The following is a 16,526-nucleotide window of genomic DNA, read 5'->3' on the forward strand; positions in this document are numbered from 1 at the left end:
GGAACACACACCGAACACACTGACTATGTCAAAACGCCTCCTCGGATACCTTGCCCTCATCGCCGGCGCGATCGGCCTGGCCGCTTGTGTGGTGGTGCTGTTCGTTGAATGGAGGGCCGCGTCGCGGGCGCATCAGGTGACCGATCGGCTGTTCGCTGCAGTGGATCACACCCTGGACGGCACCCAAGAGAAAGTCGTGCAGGTCCAGCAGCGCGTGGCCGCCATGACCATCACCGCCAGCGACGTGGCCGATGGCCTCAAAGACCGTACGACCGACGAAATTCGCGAGCGGCTCACCTCCGAGCTCAAGCTCGCAGAACGATCGGAACAACTCTCCGCGGGCATCGAGCAGGCGGATGAGTGGGCCGGCGTGGCGGAGTCGTCGGTCGAGTCGGCCCATTCGCTGGTCGAACTGCTCACGGTCGCCGGCATCGAAGTCGATACGGCCGGCATCGATGGCGTGCTGGAAGAAATCACAGCGCTCCGCAGCCAGCTCACCGAGACGGGCGAGCAGGTGGCCACGTTCCGCGCGCACCTCGAAACCGACGATGAGGAGCACGCCGGGCAGATCGTAACGATTGTCGCCCGCGTTGCCGCGACGCTCACTTCGCTGGATGAACGGATCGACAAATTTAGCGACCGTCTCTCGGTAGCGCAAGAATCCATCGCCACGGCCGAGCGAACGTCACAGCGGTGGATCACCACCGCGTCAATCACCCTCATGCTGCTACTCGTGTGGCTAGCGGCGGGGCAAGCAGCGCTGGTATACGTCGGGTGGAAGAACGTGCGGGCGGGGTAGTACGTGCCAAGAACGCTTCCGAGCGTAGCGGCCAACGGCCGCAACACTGGAGAACGCTAGCTTGCCAGCTTCGCCGCAATCTCCGCCACGTGCTTGCCCTGGAACTTGGCGATCGACAGTTCGTTCTCGCTGGGCATTCGCGAGCCATCGTCCTTAGCGAGCGTCGTCGCGCCGTAAGGGGTGCCGCCGGTGATTTCGTCCATCACGGTCAGGCCGGCACACGAGTAGGGCACGCCGACGATCACCATGCCGTGGTGCAAGAGCGTGGTGTGGAAGCTGGTGATGGTGGTTTCCTGACCGCCATGCTGCGTGGCGGTGCTGGCGAACACGCTGCCCACCTTGCCGACCAGTGATCCGTTCTTCCACAGCCCGCCGGTGGCGTCGAGGAACGAACGCATCTGGGCTGCCATGTTGCCAAACCGAGTGGGCGTGCCGAAGATCACGGCGTCCGCTTCGGCCAGTTGCTTAGGCTCGATCACCGGCACGTCGGCGAACGCCTTGCGAGCCTCCTTGGCCCCCATCTTCTCCAGCACCACCTCGGTAAGCGTCTCGGGCACCTGAAACAGCGAAACCTCGGCCCCGGCTACCTCGCGGGCGCCATCGGCCACGGCTTCGGCCATTTGGTAGACATGTCCGTAAGTGCTGTAGAATACGACGTGAACTTTCATCGAGTGTTCCTTTACCGGCGTGTTGATGTCATCCTGAGGGCGTCGGTCGACGAGTCGACCGCGACGTCGAAAGACATTCTACCCCGGTTGTCCGGTTTGGCGAGCACCGGGGTTCCGTACCCAGGGTGTCCTGGCAGTGGTAAGCATGAACACCCTAAGGACGCGGAGAATTCGGCACCACTTAGGTCACGACCAGCAGGCACACCGGAGGACTGCTCGCCATCAAGCATCCAGGGCCGCGCGGGTCCGTTGCACGAGATCGTTGTCCGGGCTCTGCGAACCGCGCAGCATGAACACATTCGAGGCCAAGTAGAAATTCCTGAATTGAGGTGACACGTGATAGTTGTTCCTCAGCACCGCTGACCTGAACTCATTGTCGTGCGCGTTGTTGCCTTTAAGAAACACCAACACGCGGGCGGCATCCATCAGTGCTTGGGGGCGCCCGTCCGGTTTAATTAGCCCACCACACGTGTCGCAGCGTGTGGTGCATCGCTATTGAGTTGAGAAAAAATCTCTTCCACGCTCGAGGGGCTGGAGCATCCCAGTTGTCCCTGGCCGTGGCGAACGCTTGCGGCGACTGCAGCGGAGTTGGCAAGGCGGACCCGTCGACTCGACCGGTCGAGGTTCTACATTCTTCACGCCCGCCAGCAACAGACCCGCGAGCAACTCGCGATAGCTCCAGCCATCTCGGGGCATGGCTCTTATGAATAACTCACGGCCTCCCACGTGCATTGTGGCGTGTTTCACTCGTGATCGCATCGACCGGGCAGCTGGCCGCTATCGGCGCTGCCCGATTCACGCTTGCAAGCAGCGAAATGGCAACGGATAATAAACAACAGTGCGTTAATTTCAACAACCGTCGCCTGGCCAGTAGAATCGGGCAAGGATCGTTCAGCAGAATGACTACGCGACAAGCAAGAGAACTTTTGGTTCTACTGGTCTTGTGCGGCATTCCCAAGGTCGCAAGCTGCGAGCATCTGGGACCGGACGACTGGCCACAATTTCGTGGAACCAACGCAGCGGGTGTAGCCAGCGGCGACGCGCCGCCTGCGAGTTGGGACATCTCCGCACCCCAGAACATCGCCTGGAAGACCGAGATCCCAGGACTTGGCCTCGCCTCGCCCATCATCTGCCGCGACCAGGTGATCATCGTGACAGCCGTGGGCCCTGCACAGGACTCCAGCCTACGCACTGGCCTGTACGGCGACATTGATTCGGTGGACGACGAAGGATCGCATTCCTGGCAGGTGTACTCCCTGTCGCTGGGCAACGGACGAGTCCTTTGGAAACGAGTACTGCATACCGGTCCGCCCACGATGAAGCGGCATACCAAGTCGTCGCATGCCAACGCGACGCCCGCGACGGACGGACAGCATGTGATCGTGAACCTGGCGTCTGAAGGACTCTACTGCTTGGACCTGTCTGGCAAGCTCTGCTGGAAGAAAGACCTCGGGCCACTCGACTCCGGCTACTACGTGGCGCCGGACGCCCAGTGGGGGTATGCCAGTTCGCCGATCATCTTTCAGGGCACGGTCTTCGTGCTAGCCGACGTGCAGGAGGATTCGTTTCTGGCAGCATATGATGTTCGCAGCGGCCGCGAGCGATGGCGGACCAACCGGCACGACGTTCCCACCTGGGGTACTCCCGCGGTGGTCGAAGGGCCGCACTCCACAGAGTTAGTCGTCAACGGCTACCGGCAGACTAGCGGCTACGAACCACAAACGGGGCGTGAGCTATGGACGCTCGATGGCGGGGGCGACATCCCTGTTCCGACACCGGTCGCCGGCCATGGATTGATCTACCTGAGCAGTGCTCACGGACGAAACCGACCGCTGAGAGCGATCCGACCTGGCGGCGCCGGCGACCTCCGTCTTCAAGAAGACGACGCAGAATCCAAGTCCATCGCATGGACGAACCCCAAGGACGGAATCTATATCCAGACACCCCTGGTCTACGGTCCACATCTTTACGCTTGCCGAGTAAACGGTGTGCTCAGTTGCTACGATGCTCGAACCGGAGAACGCCTGTATCGCAAGCGCCTTGGCGGTGGCGGAGGTTTTACTGCTTCGGCAGTTGCCGCTGCTGGACAGCTTTATTTCACGAGTGAGGATGGGGAGGTATACGTGGTGCAAGCCGGCCCGGAGTACGAACTGCTCGCCAAGAACCAGATGAACGATGTGTGCTTAGCGACACCCGCCATCTCCAAGGGCATGCTCGTCATCCGCACGAAGGGGCACGTCTATGGCATCAAAGAAAAGTCTGAGAACGATCGCAGCTATCACATCGATTCAATCGCAACCCCACCCAGCCAGTGACGAATGGGCCGCCCGTTTGTAGGCGGTGGCGCCACCGCTGCACCTAAGCGGCCGCCCATTGAACGCCCAATTGGCCTGCGTTGCAGTGGCCGACTATACTGGCGCCCATAAAGAACGTCACACTCATATGGCAGCAGATCCAGGAGGGCTTGGTCGAGGCCAATCTACAATCACGCATTCGAGTGGCCCCAAGATAGAAAGCTCAACTTGCCCGGCACGTACAGCGAGGTTCTCTCGGCACAAGTGCTGGCAACTAACGAGCTGGTCGATGTCACGAGCCCCGAACCAAGGCTGGTTGTGCTAAGGGTCCCCCGCCAGGCCGCCCCCCCATTCAAGCGTGATTAAGACTAGCACGAAGGATATCTCAAGCCGGGGCAGTACGTGCAGTAAATCCAGCCGTGAATCACCCACTCCCTAAGCCTTCCGTCCGGACTATAGGATGCCACGCAAAACAACGTTGATCAGGTGTTGGTCCGTCGTGCTGACTTGCTTGTTCATGTCAACCGCGGTGCTGGCATCGACGCCAAACATCATTGTGATCTACGCCGATGACCACGCGCAGCACGCGATCAGCAGCTACGGCTCCAAGATCAACTCAACGCCGAACATCGACGTGCTTGCAAGGGAGGGGATGCGCTTCACTCAGAGTTTCGTGGCAAATTCGATCTGTGGGCCAGCTCGTGCGACCCTGCTGACAGGGCTTCATTCTCACGCGAATGGACAGACGAGCAATCGAGCAGTCTTTCGAGACGAACTGCCAACGTTCGCCAAAACGCTTCGGGACAATGGATATGCAACGGCGGTTGTTGGGAAGTGGCACCTATCGACCGAGCCCAACGGTTTCGACTATTGGGCGCTCAAGAAAGGAAGCTTCTTCAATCCGGACTTCGAGACGACAGACGGCATCGAGCATAGTGTGGGCCACGCAACCGACGTCATAACAACGCGGTCTTTGGATTGGATCGAACGAAACAGCGACCAGCCGTTTATGATCTGGATCTCTCATTCTGCTGCGCATCGCACGTGGGAACCACCTCTGCGTCACCTGAATAAATATGCCAACCAGAGGATTCCAGAACCTGACAATCTATTTGATGACTATGAGGGCAAGAACTCGGGTGCCGAGACCGCGCAGATGCGAATCTCCCGAGATCTTTTCCCCGCCTATGACCTGAAACTGCCAGCTACCGGTAAAGGAATCCTGGACGGGGCAGCAACCGCACAACTGGCGAGGCTCACTCCCAAACAACGGGAGCAATGGGACAACGCCTTTGGGCCACGAAACAAGGCGTTTGCGGAGATGAATCTCCAGGGTGATGAATTGACCCGTTGGAATTACCAGCGATACATCAAGAACTATCTACGAAATGTGGACGGACTGGACGACAGCGTTGGGCGTATTTGCCATTTTCTTCGCGAGAACAATCTGGAAGAAAACACGGTGGTGGTCTACACGTCTGATCAGGGATTCTTTCTTGGCGACCATGGCTGGTACGACAAGCGTTGGATGTACGAAGAGTCTTTCCGAACTCCAATGATCATTAAGTGGCCAGGAGTGACACCGCCTGGCACTGTTTGTGACTTGCTTGTTCAAAACATCGACATGTCTCCCACGTTCCTGGACGTTGCAGGACAAGAAATTCCCGATACCATGCACGGGCGTTCTCTGGCACCTCTACTGCGAGGCGAAACACCCGAGCAATGGCGTGATGCCATCTACTACCACTACCAGATGCAGGAGCCGATGGCCCGGACGTCGCACCTTGTTGCCAAACACTATGGGATCCGAACAGAGAAGTACAAGTTGATCTACTTCTATGAACTCGATGCATGGGAACTATACGATATGGGGAATGATCCGCATGAGATGCACAACCTCATTGGTAACTCCGAGTATGCAACAGTCGTTGCAGGCTTGAAGCAACGGCTGGCGGAATTGCGAACCGAGTATGGCGATACGACAGGCACTTCGTTTAAAGAGCACTGATCAATGATTCAGTTTTGCCGCTACCGACGTAACGAAGACCTGGGCTGCTCGCGTTTGCCTATCAGGAGGCAGAGCGTCTGGACGAAGCGTTGCCGTTGTTCGACAAAACGCTACGTCTGACCAGGACGTTCTGGCGGCGCGAAGACATGTACACGTTAATCTGCGTAGCCCACCTTGTCCAAGACTACGAGCAAGCGGGCTAGCCACATTCCTTGGGGACTCCACCCGCTGTCAGCCAAAAATACCGTAGTGGTACGCGCCTTCGATCACCCCACTGGTGTAGTATCCGCTCAGTCCCATGAAATCTCCCTTGGCGAAGAAGGCCTGAAGTGAGGGGTCCTGATCCAAAGCGTTTCTCACGTTTTCCAGCAATTGATCGTCAGCGTTTTTCACCAGAACGCCGCGGAAGCCAGCCGTTAAGGGGAAGATATCGTTACCACTGTCGCCGCAGAACACGACTTCGTGCTTCGCTACTTCAAACGAAGCCGCAACATATTCCAATGCCGTTTGTTTCGTAGCGCTGTTCGGCAAGAAATCGAGCAGCCCCTTGCCGTCTTGTGAGTCGAAGCTGTAGATGATGACCTCGTCAAACTTACCCTTAATCAGGCTTTCGACCTGCCGCAATACGTCGTCCTTCTTTTCGTGCTCGACGTAGTAGCTTTGCTTGAATTGGTTCTGATGCTCTTCCTCCTGCTCGCGGATGCCCTGGACTTCTGCAACGACTTGCCGGATACTAGCTGCATCCCACCGCGGGCTGGACCGCTTCACGTGCTCCACCCAGCCGGCGTCGTCTTGCCACCGGCCATGCTCGTATTTACGGATGGTGGTTCCGACATCACCGCACAGGTAGTGCGGGTATCGGACGCCATATTCGCGGATGGCCCTCTCGGTCAATTTCAGGTTCCTGCCGGTTACGTAAACGACCAACGTATTGTGTTTCTCGGTGAGTTCGTTGAACAGCGGGATTGCTGACTCGTCAGCTTTCCATCGACCGTTAGGCAGTAGCGTTCGATCCAGGTCGGTTGCGAGTATTTGCATACAGGTTTTCTCCTCTTTACTCTTCTCTTGCTTTTGCGTTATCGAAAGCTCGCCGCTAGCATCCGCCTCATCTAACGGTAGGTCAACAGAGTTTCGACCCGGTCCGAGTCTCCAAGCCTCACTGTAAAACTGAGATCTATCAGATCTGCGTATAGAGATGCGGTACAGTCGCCATTTGCCCAGGTAAGTTCTAGCACATGATCTGGAGAATCTGAGATTGTCAGCTCGCCATGAAAGGCGGACGACGTGTTACGAAGCTTAATCAACTCCAACTGGTCGCGTACGACGATCCGCTTCAGACCGTGTTCCACATCATAAGGACTGAGTGAGGTGCGATTAATCTCCTTGTGTCCGCCAGCAACGCGCCGGTCGGCTGCCTCGTAATTATTCACGCCAGCAAACAGATCGAGATACCAAACTTGCGGAATGCCGGGAGTAAATAACTGAATTGCGCGTGCTAATCGTAGCTTCCGCTCGTCCTCGCCTAAGGCGCTAAAGTAAGTTGCATTGACTTGGTAGTAAGCGATTTTCGTTCCGTCGGGGCCGTAGAGATTTTTCACTCGTCCTCCACGACTCAATATCCTCTCAATCACCGCCTCGATCTCCTTCTCGCTCAACAATCCCGTTTCGCACTTCGTGCCCCCACTGAGATCGAGGACGGGAATGCCGTCGTGACAGCCAAGCATGTTAACGGGCTTGATGTTCTTGGCGACAAGTTCCCGGATCCAATGGAGCAGATGCCGATTGGTGCCGCGATCCAGTGCATCGATCACGAGTCCCGGCAGAAAGAAGTCGTAAATCGGGAAGCCCTCATCAGAAACTTCCTCGTGCAACTTGTTGCCATATTGCGAATGGATTTCAGGAAGCAGCGTCAGGTCGTACTTCTGAGCGATGCCTCGCAATCTCGCGAGATACTCCCACGTACCAGGCCTATTGAAGAAATTAGGCTGCCCCGGCTCTTTGTGGAGATAAGCAAATGCATCCAAACGAACAAGCGTCGCTCCGTAATCGCTTAGCTTCTTCATGGTTGCATCGTAGAAGTCCCATACCTTCTCCGATTTCGCGTTCAAATCCATTTGCCCTAGATAGGTCCGTTTTCTTCTGGCTATGTCGAGGACTGCCTCCCGATACTGCGACATCTCGCCCAGGTCGATTCCCTCCAGATTGCCGCTAGCCGCCAACGACTCGTTGAATATTCGAACGATTGGTTCGATCAGTTTCTGTGGAATATCTTCGCAACCGCTCAAATCCTCTGGCTTAAGTTGGTGATAGGTTTCTTCCTGATAGAAGGTGTTCCAATACGGACGGACGGTCCCATCCGGAAATTGGACTTTCAGTATCGGCAGTCCGGGCTTACGCATGAACAACTTTTCGAGATGCTGTTCATTCGGTAGGATTTGCCCGTCGTTGTCCAATTCTCCCTCACCTCGCCAGAATTCATTCCAATCGATGAAGAAGTCCTTGTATTTCGAGACGTCTCCGTGCCGCAGCAGGTCCTGAAACTGAGGAGATCCTACCGAGAGATGATTCAGAACCATATCGAATTTGAGCTTGATGTTCAGCTGCTTGATTTCCTCTAAGTCCTCAGCTGCTACAAGTTCCTCTTCGAAGTTGTAGTCAATCACGGAAAAGCCGCGATCCAAATCGCTGTGAAAGAACGTGGGAAGGATGTAGAAGAGTGAGAAGGCGCCGTCGAACTCTGGTCTCTTAAGCAACTCGACAGTGTCAGACAGTTTGCGACCAATGCTATCAGGGTAGGCATTAAACATCACGCCTTGTGGTAAGTTTTTGCTTGCTTCTCGTTCGGATGTCATTGTGATGGTCAGTACAGCTGAGTATTTACTTGATTTCGACGGCCCAGTCGATTCTGTAGAAGCTGCCGAGCGAAACGGGCCACTCGCTAAGACCGATGAGCGCCGCTTTCGGTCACTCGCCAGAGCGAAAAGAGTACGCCTGTATTTCTCGCGTGCTGTCACGAGGCAAAACCAACGAGCTTCAAGTGACAACCCGCGAGACGGCCCACTGCAATGCAGGCTACCCATCGCAGTTTAGCAGATCGCTGTCCACTTGACTGGTCCGATCATGGGGCGGCGAATGGGCATCTGTGATGCGAGTGATCGATTGGAGCGTCACGCGTCTTTCGTCACGGATTTTCAGTCGCTTACGTGCTCCGTTTCCAATTACAACCACCCGCGGCTAGCGCCGTCGGCCCACGGACGCTTTTTTGCTCTTGTTGGCCGCTGCTCGTAGGAATCTTACACGGGCTGTGAGAGAATGCGGGGTGCGGGAGGCTTTGTCAGTCTGGACGTGGCGCCGAAACAGCTCCGGGCGGTAGCACTTCCGGCTTGTCAGTCTCCCCCGACCCCGAATGCTGCCCCCTCCTTCGAGTTTCCCCCACCGCGGTAAACCGAAGGGGCAAAACTCCAGGAGTGCCAGATCGCTGTTGTGCGAAAAACCTCGACAAAACGTGTGTTTCTGGGCTCAGCGGAGGGCCAATCCCGCAGGAGTTTTGGGCCCATGGTTCGTTTTGGCCCCCTCCTGGGGAACAAAGTCAGGGGGACAAAACGCTGGCCGGCGGCTGACCAATCTTGACCCCCACTGGCGATTTGCAGTATTCACCGCGGCATGAAAGTCTCTTCCGCCCAACCTACGCGCGCCGCTGCCAGCATCCTGGGATTGCTGCTGGTGGTGCTGTGTGTTGGCTGCCGCAACGATGCGTCGCAGCGGGATGCGTACATTCGCGAGCTGCGGTTGCATGAGGATCGGATTTACGAGTTGCAGAGCAACATGTCGGAATACCAGCAGTTGCTTCGGTGCCAGCGGATGGAGAACGCCAAGCTGCGTGAGCAGTTGGACGAGGACGGCGAGTCGCTGGAAGCCGCGCGGCTGGAAGAAGAAGCCGATGACATCGAGCAGAGTCTGCTCGATCGCCCCACCAGTGACGACGACGACATTGGGCTGCCTGACGTGCAGTTGGGCGAACCCGATCTGCCAGAGGTCGACCTGGGCGAACCGGAAGTGCTGCCCGGACCTGACGATGATCTTTCGATGCGCGCCGGCGAGGGCGAAACGCAACTGGCCTCGGCCACGGTGTTTGCTCCTCCGGCCCGGCCAAGCGAGCCGGCCGAGTCGTGTGCCATCTACGCCGAACAGATGCCGATTGAACCGTCGGCCGCGGCGGGTGAAAACGGTATCGGTCTGATGGCGATCGTGGAACCGCTGACCGCCACGGGCGGCAACGGATACTTTACCGGCGAAGTGTCGTTGATGCTGATCGACCCGGTCGAAGGCGAAGACAACTGGCAGCTCGCTCGCTGGGATTACTCACCGGAGGAAGTGGAGTCGGCCTGGCGCGATGTTTCGCGACGGGTGCTCGACCTGCCACTGGCGGTACCGACCTCCGCGCCGCGGGGCCGACCATTGGAGCTGTGGGTACGACTGATCCCTACCGAAGGAGATCGCAAGATTCTGTGCTCGACGTCGATATCACTGGCCGAAGAGGTTGCCCTGCTGGGCGTGCCGGTCAGCGGTGGCGAGAGCAGCACCGATCCAGCCGCCCGCATCACCACGGGTTGGCAAGCGGCCGACGACTTGACCTCGCCAGTGGCCAAGAAGCCGCAGGGTCCGTCGACCACCTGGCAGGCGGCCACCCGGCTGCCCCCGCCCGCTGTGGTGCGAGCGGAGGCCACCGACGGTGAGGGCAGCCGTGAATCGAACGTGGCGCGACGAGCCCCCGGTTGGAGCCCGTTCCGTTAGGGGACGTTGCGAGAGTCACTCCCATCATTTCAGGCGACTGAGTTCTCAGGCGACTCGGCGGCGCAGTAGTAGCAAGCCGAGCGCTCCCATGCCGGCGATCATGTAGCTGGCCGGTTCGGGAACCACTTGGAACGAGAACGTTACGAAACCCTCGTTGGCTGGCGGCAGCGAATTGAACGTCGTGCCGGTGGGCGTGGTAAGCCCCAGGTAGGTACCAAACTGGTCGTTGAGATCGCTGACCAGCGACACGGGACTCGAATCCTCGGTGCCGAGCGCGGCGTCGCCACCGTCGATGTACGCGGCACCGGCCAGGTCGTTCACCTCGGAACCGGCGTCCCAGATTTGCGACCCGGTGAGCTCGAATCCCGCGCCCACGAAGTTGCCACCACCGTCGAACAGTTCGACGCCCATCGGATCGTCATTGCCGATGAACGAATCGTTACTCGGCACCACCATCGCGGCGTAGCTGAAGTAGCGATTCATCGTGGGGTCGAGCGACAGGACGTACGAAGCTTCGGCGCCGGGGATCAGGATGCCAGGCCCAAAGCCGCCAGACGTGGCGACGCCCACTTCGGTGACCGCGGTGGCCTGGGCCGTGGTGACTTCGCCAATAAGCGTGGCGCCGGGACCACCCATTTCGGCGACGTCCTCGATACCGGCGCTCGCCAGCGAGCCCGACGAAAACAAGTCGACCGAACCATCGTGGGCGGCCATGATGATGGGCGAGAGCGCCACGCTGTCGCTTACGCCGGTGTTGCGAACCGTCACGCGAACTTGCACCGCCGCAGCGGATTGCATCACGCAGGCCATGGCCGCGACGGTGAGCAGCGTGGAGAGTTTCGGGAGAGTGAGATTCAGCATGTCTTGTTCCTTGGTGAGTAAGTTCGTGGGATGGCAAGCGCCGCCTCAGCCGGCGCGCACCGGTAGTGCAGAGGGAACCTTCGCTAGCGAGTTCCGATGAAAAATGCGTCCGCGGAGAAACCGCCGCCCCCCTGCCGCGGCGGTTTCAGGGAGTTAGTCGTGCACCGGGAAGATCGATTACAAGGAATCGAGAGAAGATGCCAGAAAAAGCGCGGTAGCTACTGGGTGTCGCGCATCGAGTCGGCGATTCGCTGCTTGGCGGAGGGCGACAACGATGCGGCGTCCTGCGACATAGCGGTGCGAACGTCCTGGGGAAGGGCGGAAAGGGCAGCGCGTATCCGACGCAGTTGTTTGGCCACCTTGCGGCACGGCCCGCACACCAGGTGGTGCATGCGCACTGCCCATCGCTCGCTGGCCGTAAGTTCGCGATCGAGCGACTCGGAGACCAGCCGCGACGATTGCTCGCAGCTGCAGTTGAGGATCAAGAGTATTTTGGAAAGGGACATCAGTCTTTCTCACGCTCACCTAACCAACGAGCCTGCAAGCAGCGCCGCAGCAGCAGGCGTGCACGATGCAACCGAACCGCCAGATTCTTCCGCGTGATACCCAGCAGCTCGCACGCCTGATCGACGGGGGCCGCATCGAGCTCGCGGAGGCTGAACGCCGTGGCCAGGTTGCCCGGCAGCTCGGCAACGCACAGGTGCATCATCTGGCGGAACTCGTCTCGTTCGACCTTGGTCTCCAACTCGAGCGAGAGCTTGCCAATCGGCTGGCTCCACACGCCACGCTGGTCGAACAATTCGCCCACCGGTTGCTCGGCATCCGGCGACAGGGTCTCGCGACTGCGACCGGCCCGCCGGAAGTGATCGGCAACCTTGCGCTGCAGGATGGCCACCAGCCAGGTGCCGCGGGCAGAACGGCCGTCGAAATTGTCTCGACTTTTCCAGGCCGCGAGAAAGGCTTCCTGCACCAGGTCTTCGGCCGTCGTGCGATCGGAAACGCGGGAGATGGCCACTCGATAGAGCATGTCGCCGTACCGTTCGACCCATGCGTCAGGCGATTCGGACGGGTCGGTCCGAAGGTTGCTCGCAGTGGTGGGGTCGTCCACTCGTGGTCTCCGCCGCTTTGGAACAGATACTTCTACGATTGGTCGTTCCCCGTGCCCTGCGATTACAGGCATTCCGAAAAAAGTGGGCCGCCGGCGGCGCCGAGTGCCATTCTACCTCGCCAGGGAGCGGACCGCGCAACAAAAACGGGACGCTCGCCACGAAGTGCGAACGTCCCGTGCGGTTTCACGCTACTCGGTCGAGCAGGGCTCTTACATCTTGGCCAGCTTGTCGATCAGGTCGACGGTGCGGCACGAGTAGCCCCATTCGTTGTCGTACCAGCTGACAACCTTGACCATGTTGTCGCTGATGCCGGTGGTCCAAGGACCAGCGAAGATCGAGCTGTGCGAGTCGCCGATGATGTCGGTGGAGACAATCGGGTCCTCGGTGTAGCACAGGATGCCCTTCAGCGGGCCTTCGGCAGCGGCCTTCATCGCGGCGTTGATGTCCGCAGGCTTGGCGGCCTTCTCGAGGTTAACGGTCAGGTCGACCACCGAACCGGTGACGACGGGCACACGCATGGCATAGCCGGTGAGCTTGCCGTTCAGATCCGGAATCACCAAACCAACCGCCTTGGCAGCGCCAGTGCTGGTGGGAATGATGTTCATCGCCGCGGCACGAGCCCGGTAGGGATCCTTGTGCGGCAAATCCTGCACGTTCTGGTCGTTGGTGTAGGCGTGGATGGTGCACATCAGGCCTTCCTTGATGCCGAACGATTCGTGCAGCACCTTGGCCACGGGAGCCAGGCAGTTGGTCGTGCAGCTAGCGTTCGAGATGCACTTGTGATCGGCCGTGAGCTGATCGTCGTTCACACCCATCACGCAGGTCAGGTCGGCTCCGTCCTTGGCGGGCTGGCTCAGCACAACCTTCTTGGCACCCGCCTTCAGGTGGGTGTCGTAACCGGCCTTGTCGGCCGTGGAACGAGCGGCGAATACGCCAGTCGACTCGACCACGACATCCACGCCCAACTCGCCCCAGGGGCACTCGGCCGGGTTGCGGATAGCGGTAGCCTTAATCTTCTTTCCATTGACGATAAGGTTGTCCTTATCGTAGTCCACGGTGCCGGGGAAACGGCGGTGAGTGCTGTCATACTTCAGCAGCGTGGCGAGCATTTCGTTGTCCGTCAGATCGTTGATCGCAACGACTTCGAACTCATCGCTCCGCTCTACAAGGCCCCGGAAGGTCAGCCGGCCGATCCGGCCGAAACCGTTGATTGCGACTTTGATAGCCATAAGATGTTCTCCTGCTAAAAGAGGGCGCCGCGGTAGACGCCCGCAGCAAGGTTCGCCTGTTTGATTGTTTCAATGTGAGGCAGAACCGGAATTATAGTGCTCGGGCTATCCGGTCAAAAGGGGCCGCAATTGTGCAGGACGGCTGCCACTGCCCGTATTTCGGAGTATCTTGTCGTAATGCAGATCCCTCATTGGCAGCTACCCCCTGGCGTTTCGCACGGCACCTGGGAATATACCCAGCGCGACAGCATTGCCACCGACTACGACGAATACTTCGCCTTCAATTCCCTGTTCGACTTCGACCAGGCCCTGCTGGCAGACGAATTCCAACCACCCGGTCTGGTGGCCGATCTGGGGTGCGGCACCGCGCGGGCCCTGGTGCCGCTGGTCCGCGGCGGGCATCGCGGACTGGCAATCGACCTGTCGGAGCCAATGTTAAGAATTGTGGAAGAAAAGGCGGCCCAGGAAAATCTGGATATTCGCTGCCTGAAGGCCAACCTGGTGGAACTCAATTCCGACGCCGTGCCTACCGACTCGGTCGACCACGCCATGTGCATGTTCAGCACGCTCGGCATGATCCAGGGCCACGTGAACCGCGAGCGGGTAATGGCCAACACATTTCGAATGCTGCGTCCCGGCGGCAAGCTGGTGGTGCACGTGCACAACTTTTGGTTCAACCTGTACGATCCGGGTGGACCACGGTGGCTGGTGCAGAACCTTGCCGAGGGGATGTTCGGCCGACGAATCGAAGTGGGCGACAAGTACTTCGCCTACCGCGGCCTGAACGATATGTACCTGCATGTGTTCCGCCCCCGCGAGTTGCGGCGGCTGTTCACCGAGATGGGCTTCAGGATCCATCGCTGGGTGCCGCTGGAGGTGACCCGCCGCCATGCGCTCGAGCGTCCTTGGCTGTTCCCCACGCTGCGTGCCAACGGCTGGATCGTGGTGGGGCAAAAACCGCTGGACGCAAAAGTTGCCGAACCTGCCAATAGAGGTTAAGGTCCACATTGCTACTTACCTATCCCCCTCTCCCCCCATTCCCCGCACCAAACCATGATCAAACACCTCCTCACCATCGCTCTTGCCTGGTGTCTGCTCTGCACCGCGGTCCTGGCTCAGCGGGACAATCCACTGAAGAGTGACTACTACAACATTGGCGAGATCCACCAGCAGGTTTCGACCAAGTCGGAAACAGCCCAGAGCTGGTTTGATCGCGGCTTGGCCATGTGCTACGGCTTCAATCACGAAGAGGCCGTGCGGTGCTTCGACAAAGCCATCGCGGCCGACCCTGACCTGGCAATTGCCTACGCTGGCAAGGCGTACGCCCTGGGGCCAAATTTCAACAACATGGAAATCACTCGCGAGCAGATGCTCGAGGCCTACGCCGCCAGCGAGCAGGCACTCGACCGACTGGACAGCGCCTCGCCCGCCGAGCAGGGCATCATCCGCGCGATCGCCGAGCGGTCGGGTCCGGACATCCCCGAAGACTTCGAAGAGCGCGCCCCCTACAACCAGGCCTATGCCGACGCCATGGGCGAGGTGTACGAGAAGCACAGCGATAATCCCAACGTGGCCGAACTGTACGCCGAGGCGTTGATGAATCTGCAACCCTGGAAGCACTGGACCCCCGCTGGCACCCCCGGCGAACACACCGAGCGAATTGTGGAAGTCATCGAGAATGGGCTCAGGGACCATCCCGATCATCCGGGCCTGTGCCACATGTACATCCACGTCATGGAATCCTCGCCCTCGCCCGAGAAAGCCCTGCCGATGGCAGACCGCCTGGCGGGCTCGGTGCCGGGCAGCGGACACCTGGTACACATGCCTTCGCACATCTATGTGCTGCTGGGCGACTACGACCGAGTGATCAAAACCAACCAACACGCTATCGAAGTCGACAAGGAGTTCCTTGACCGCGAAGGGGCAATGAACTTCTTCACGCTGTATCGTATCCACAATTACCACTTCATCGTGTACGGTGCCATGTTCGACGGGCAGCGCGACGTGGCTCTGAAAGCGGCCCGGGCGATTAACCAGCAGGTACCCGAGGCGTTGCTCAAGGACCAGGTCGATTTCCTCGATGCCTTCATGCCCACCGCGCTGCACGTAATGATCCGTTTCGGACTGTGGGAAGACATTCTGAACGAGCCCGAGCCAGCGGAGTATTTGCCAATGTCGCGGGCCATTCGGTTCTATGCCCGCACGCTGGCCTACGCGGCCACCGAGCGTGTGGCCGAGGCCGAAGCAGAGCGGGAGTTGTTCCTCGAAGCGGTGAAGCAAGTGCCCGAAACCAACATCCTGTTTCAGAACACCTCGCTAAGCATCCTGGAAGTCGCCCGTGCGATGGTGGACGGTGAGATTGCCTATCGCAAGGGAGAATACGACGCGGCCTTCAAGCACCTCCGCGAAGCCGTGCGGCTGGACGACAGCTTGAACTACGACGAGCCGTGGGGATGGATGCAACCCGCGCGGCACGCTTTAGGAGCCCTGCTCACCGAACAAGGAAAGTACGCCGAGGCCGAGCAAGTCTACCGCGCCGACCTGAAGCGGCACCCCAACAATCCCTGGGCGCTGCAAGGGCTGACCGAATCGCTGATGGAGCAGGGCAAGATCGACGAAGCCCGCAAGTACAACGTCGTGTTCGAAAAAGCCTGCGAGCGGGCGGACGTGAACATCAACCGTTCGTGCTTCTGCCGATTGAAGGTGGCCGACGACCAAAAGAGCAACGAAGAGTAAACACCGTTCCCCCTCATTCCCAAGCATG

Annotated in this window: 14 protein-coding genes; 6 read left to right on the forward strand and 8 right to left on the reverse strand. The window is 59.0% G+C overall.

The annotated features are described in order from the left end of the window. Nucleotides 1–25: 25 nt before the first annotated feature. Nucleotides 26–799 carry a hypothetical protein gene (locus NG895_RS01695; protein WP_252850707.1) on the forward strand — a complete coding sequence of 258 codons (774 nt, stop codon included), beginning with the start codon at nucleotides 26–28 and terminating at the stop codon, nucleotides 797–799. A gap of 56 nt (nucleotides 800–855) precedes the next feature. On the opposite strand, the gene wrbA is transcribed toward NG895_RS01695, so the two are convergent. Both wrbA and NG895_RS01705 read right to left on the reverse strand, forming a co-directional pair. Continuing rightward, nucleotides 856–1,467, reverse strand: coding sequence for an NAD(P)H:quinone oxidoreductase (gene wrbA, locus NG895_RS01700; protein WP_252850708.1), 612 nt, complete (start codon nucleotides 1,465–1,467; stop codon nucleotides 856–858). A 222-nt stretch (nucleotides 1,468–1,689) separates the two neighbouring features. Further along, the gene (locus NG895_RS01705) at nucleotides 1,690–1,893 is read right to left on the reverse strand and encodes a hypothetical protein (RefSeq protein ID WP_252850709.1); all 204 of its coding nucleotides are present in this window, start codon (nucleotides 1,891–1,893) and stop codon (nucleotides 1,690–1,692) included. Nucleotides 1,894–2,366: 473 nt separating this feature from the next. Between NG895_RS01705 and NG895_RS01710 the strand changes: the two genes are divergently transcribed. Then, nucleotides 2,367–3,782 carry a PQQ-binding-like beta-propeller repeat protein gene (locus tag NG895_RS01710; protein ID WP_252850710.1) on the forward strand — a complete coding sequence of 472 codons (1,416 nt, stop codon included), beginning with the start codon at nucleotides 2,367–2,369 and terminating at the stop codon, nucleotides 3,780–3,782. A 496-nt stretch (nucleotides 3,783–4,278) separates the two neighbouring features. Beyond that, nucleotides 4,279–5,769 (forward strand): sulfatase family protein, encoded by a 1,491-nt coding sequence (locus tag NG895_RS01715; protein ID WP_252850711.1) that lies wholly within the window; start codon nucleotides 4,279–4,281, stop codon nucleotides 5,767–5,769. Between the two features lie 231 nt (nucleotides 5,770–6,000). On the opposite strand, the gene NG895_RS01720 is transcribed toward NG895_RS01715, so the two are convergent. After that, nucleotides 6,001–6,807, reverse strand: coding sequence for an HAD-IIB family hydrolase (locus tag NG895_RS01720; protein WP_252850712.1), 807 nt, complete (start codon nucleotides 6,805–6,807; stop codon nucleotides 6,001–6,003). A 71-nt stretch (nucleotides 6,808–6,878) separates the two neighbouring features. After that, entirely contained in the window at nucleotides 6,879–8,621 is a 1,743-nt protein-coding gene (locus tag NG895_RS01725) for an alpha-amylase family protein (protein ID WP_252850713.1), read from the reverse strand. Between the two features lie 811 nt (nucleotides 8,622–9,432). Here NG895_RS01725 and NG895_RS01730 point away from each other — a divergent pair. Beyond that, a complete protein-coding gene (locus NG895_RS01730; RefSeq protein WP_252850714.1) occupies nucleotides 9,433–10,563 on the forward strand; it encodes a hypothetical protein in 1,131 nt (376 codons plus the stop codon). Between the two features lie 45 nt (nucleotides 10,564–10,608). Here the strand turns inward: NG895_RS01730 and NG895_RS01735 are convergent, their stop codons facing one another. The 4 genes from NG895_RS01735 to gap form a co-directional block, all read right to left on the reverse strand. After that, a complete protein-coding gene (locus NG895_RS01735) occupies nucleotides 10,609–11,424 on the reverse strand; it encodes a spondin domain-containing protein (protein ID WP_252850715.1) in 816 nt (271 codons plus the stop codon). Between the two features lie 218 nt (nucleotides 11,425–11,642). Then, complete coding sequence (locus NG895_RS01740; protein ID WP_252850716.1) at nucleotides 11,643–11,930, reverse strand: zf-HC2 domain-containing protein; 288 nt, start codon at nucleotides 11,928–11,930, stop codon at nucleotides 11,643–11,645. After that, nucleotides 11,930–12,532 (reverse strand): RNA polymerase sigma factor, encoded by a 603-nt coding sequence (locus NG895_RS01745; protein ID WP_252850717.1) that lies wholly within the window; start codon nucleotides 12,530–12,532, stop codon nucleotides 11,930–11,932. The genes NG895_RS01740 and NG895_RS01745 overlap by 1 nt, the downstream gene beginning before the upstream one ends. A 210-nt stretch (nucleotides 12,533–12,742) precedes the next feature. Further along, nucleotides 12,743–13,762 (reverse strand): type I glyceraldehyde-3-phosphate dehydrogenase, encoded by a 1,020-nt coding sequence (gap, locus tag NG895_RS01750; RefSeq protein ID WP_252850718.1) that lies wholly within the window; start codon nucleotides 13,760–13,762, stop codon nucleotides 12,743–12,745. Nucleotides 13,763–13,939: 177 nt separating this feature from the next. On the opposite strand from gap, the gene NG895_RS01755 reads away from it, so the two are divergent. Both NG895_RS01755 and NG895_RS01760 read left to right on the forward strand, forming a co-directional pair. After that, nucleotides 13,940–14,761 (forward strand): class I SAM-dependent methyltransferase, encoded by an 822-nt coding sequence (locus tag NG895_RS01755; protein ID WP_252850719.1) that lies wholly within the window; start codon nucleotides 13,940–13,942, stop codon nucleotides 14,759–14,761. A gap of 54 nt (nucleotides 14,762–14,815) precedes the next feature. Continuing rightward, a complete protein-coding gene (locus NG895_RS01760) occupies nucleotides 14,816–16,498 on the forward strand; it encodes a tetratricopeptide repeat protein (RefSeq protein WP_252850720.1) in 1,683 nt (560 codons plus the stop codon). Nucleotides 16,499–16,526 lie beyond the last annotated feature (28 nt).

This window comes from Aeoliella straminimaris, from assembly GCF_024054565.1.
In the GTDB taxonomy this organism is placed as follows: domain Bacteria; phylum Planctomycetota; class Planctomycetia; order Pirellulales; family Lacipirellulaceae; genus Aeoliella; species Aeoliella straminimaris.

Coding starts and splice junctions, on each gene's coding strand:
- NG895_RS01695 (WP_252850707.1), top strand. CDS start 26: ATGTCAAAACGCCTCCTCGGATACCTTGCCCTCATCGCCGGCGCGATC.
- wrbA (WP_252850708.1), bottom strand. CDS start 1,467: ATGAAAGTTCACGTCGTATTCTACAGCACTTACGGACATGTCTACCAA.
- NG895_RS01705 (WP_252850709.1), bottom strand. CDS start 1,893: ATGGATGCCGCCCGCGTGTTGGTGTTTCTTAAAGGCAACAACGCGCAC.
- NG895_RS01710 (WP_252850710.1), top strand. CDS start 2,367: ATGACTACGCGACAAGCAAGAGAACTTTTGGTTCTACTGGTCTTGTGC.
- NG895_RS01715 (WP_252850711.1), top strand. CDS start 4,279: ATGTCAACCGCGGTGCTGGCATCGACGCCAAACATCATTGTGATCTAC.
- NG895_RS01720 (WP_252850712.1), bottom strand. CDS start 6,807: ATGCAAATACTCGCAACCGACCTGGATCGAACGCTACTGCCTAACGGT.
- NG895_RS01725 (WP_252850713.1), bottom strand. CDS start 8,621: ATGACATCCGAACGAGAAGCAAGCAAAAACTTACCACAAGGCGTGATG.
- NG895_RS01730 (WP_252850714.1), top strand. CDS start 9,433: ATGAAAGTCTCTTCCGCCCAACCTACGCGCGCCGCTGCCAGCATCCTG.
- NG895_RS01735 (WP_252850715.1), bottom strand. CDS start 11,424: ATGCTGAATCTCACTCTCCCGAAACTCTCCACGCTGCTCACCGTCGCG.
- NG895_RS01740 (WP_252850716.1), bottom strand. CDS start 11,930: ATGTCCCTTTCCAAAATACTCTTGATCCTCAACTGCAGCTGCGAGCAA.
- gap (WP_252850718.1), bottom strand. CDS start 13,762: ATGGCTATCAAAGTCGCAATCAACGGTTTCGGCCGGATCGGCCGGCTG.
- NG895_RS01755 (WP_252850719.1), top strand. CDS start 13,940: ATGCAGATCCCTCATTGGCAGCTACCCCCTGGCGTTTCGCACGGCACC.
- NG895_RS01760 (WP_252850720.1), top strand. CDS start 14,816: ATGATCAAACACCTCCTCACCATCGCTCTTGCCTGGTGTCTGCTCTGC.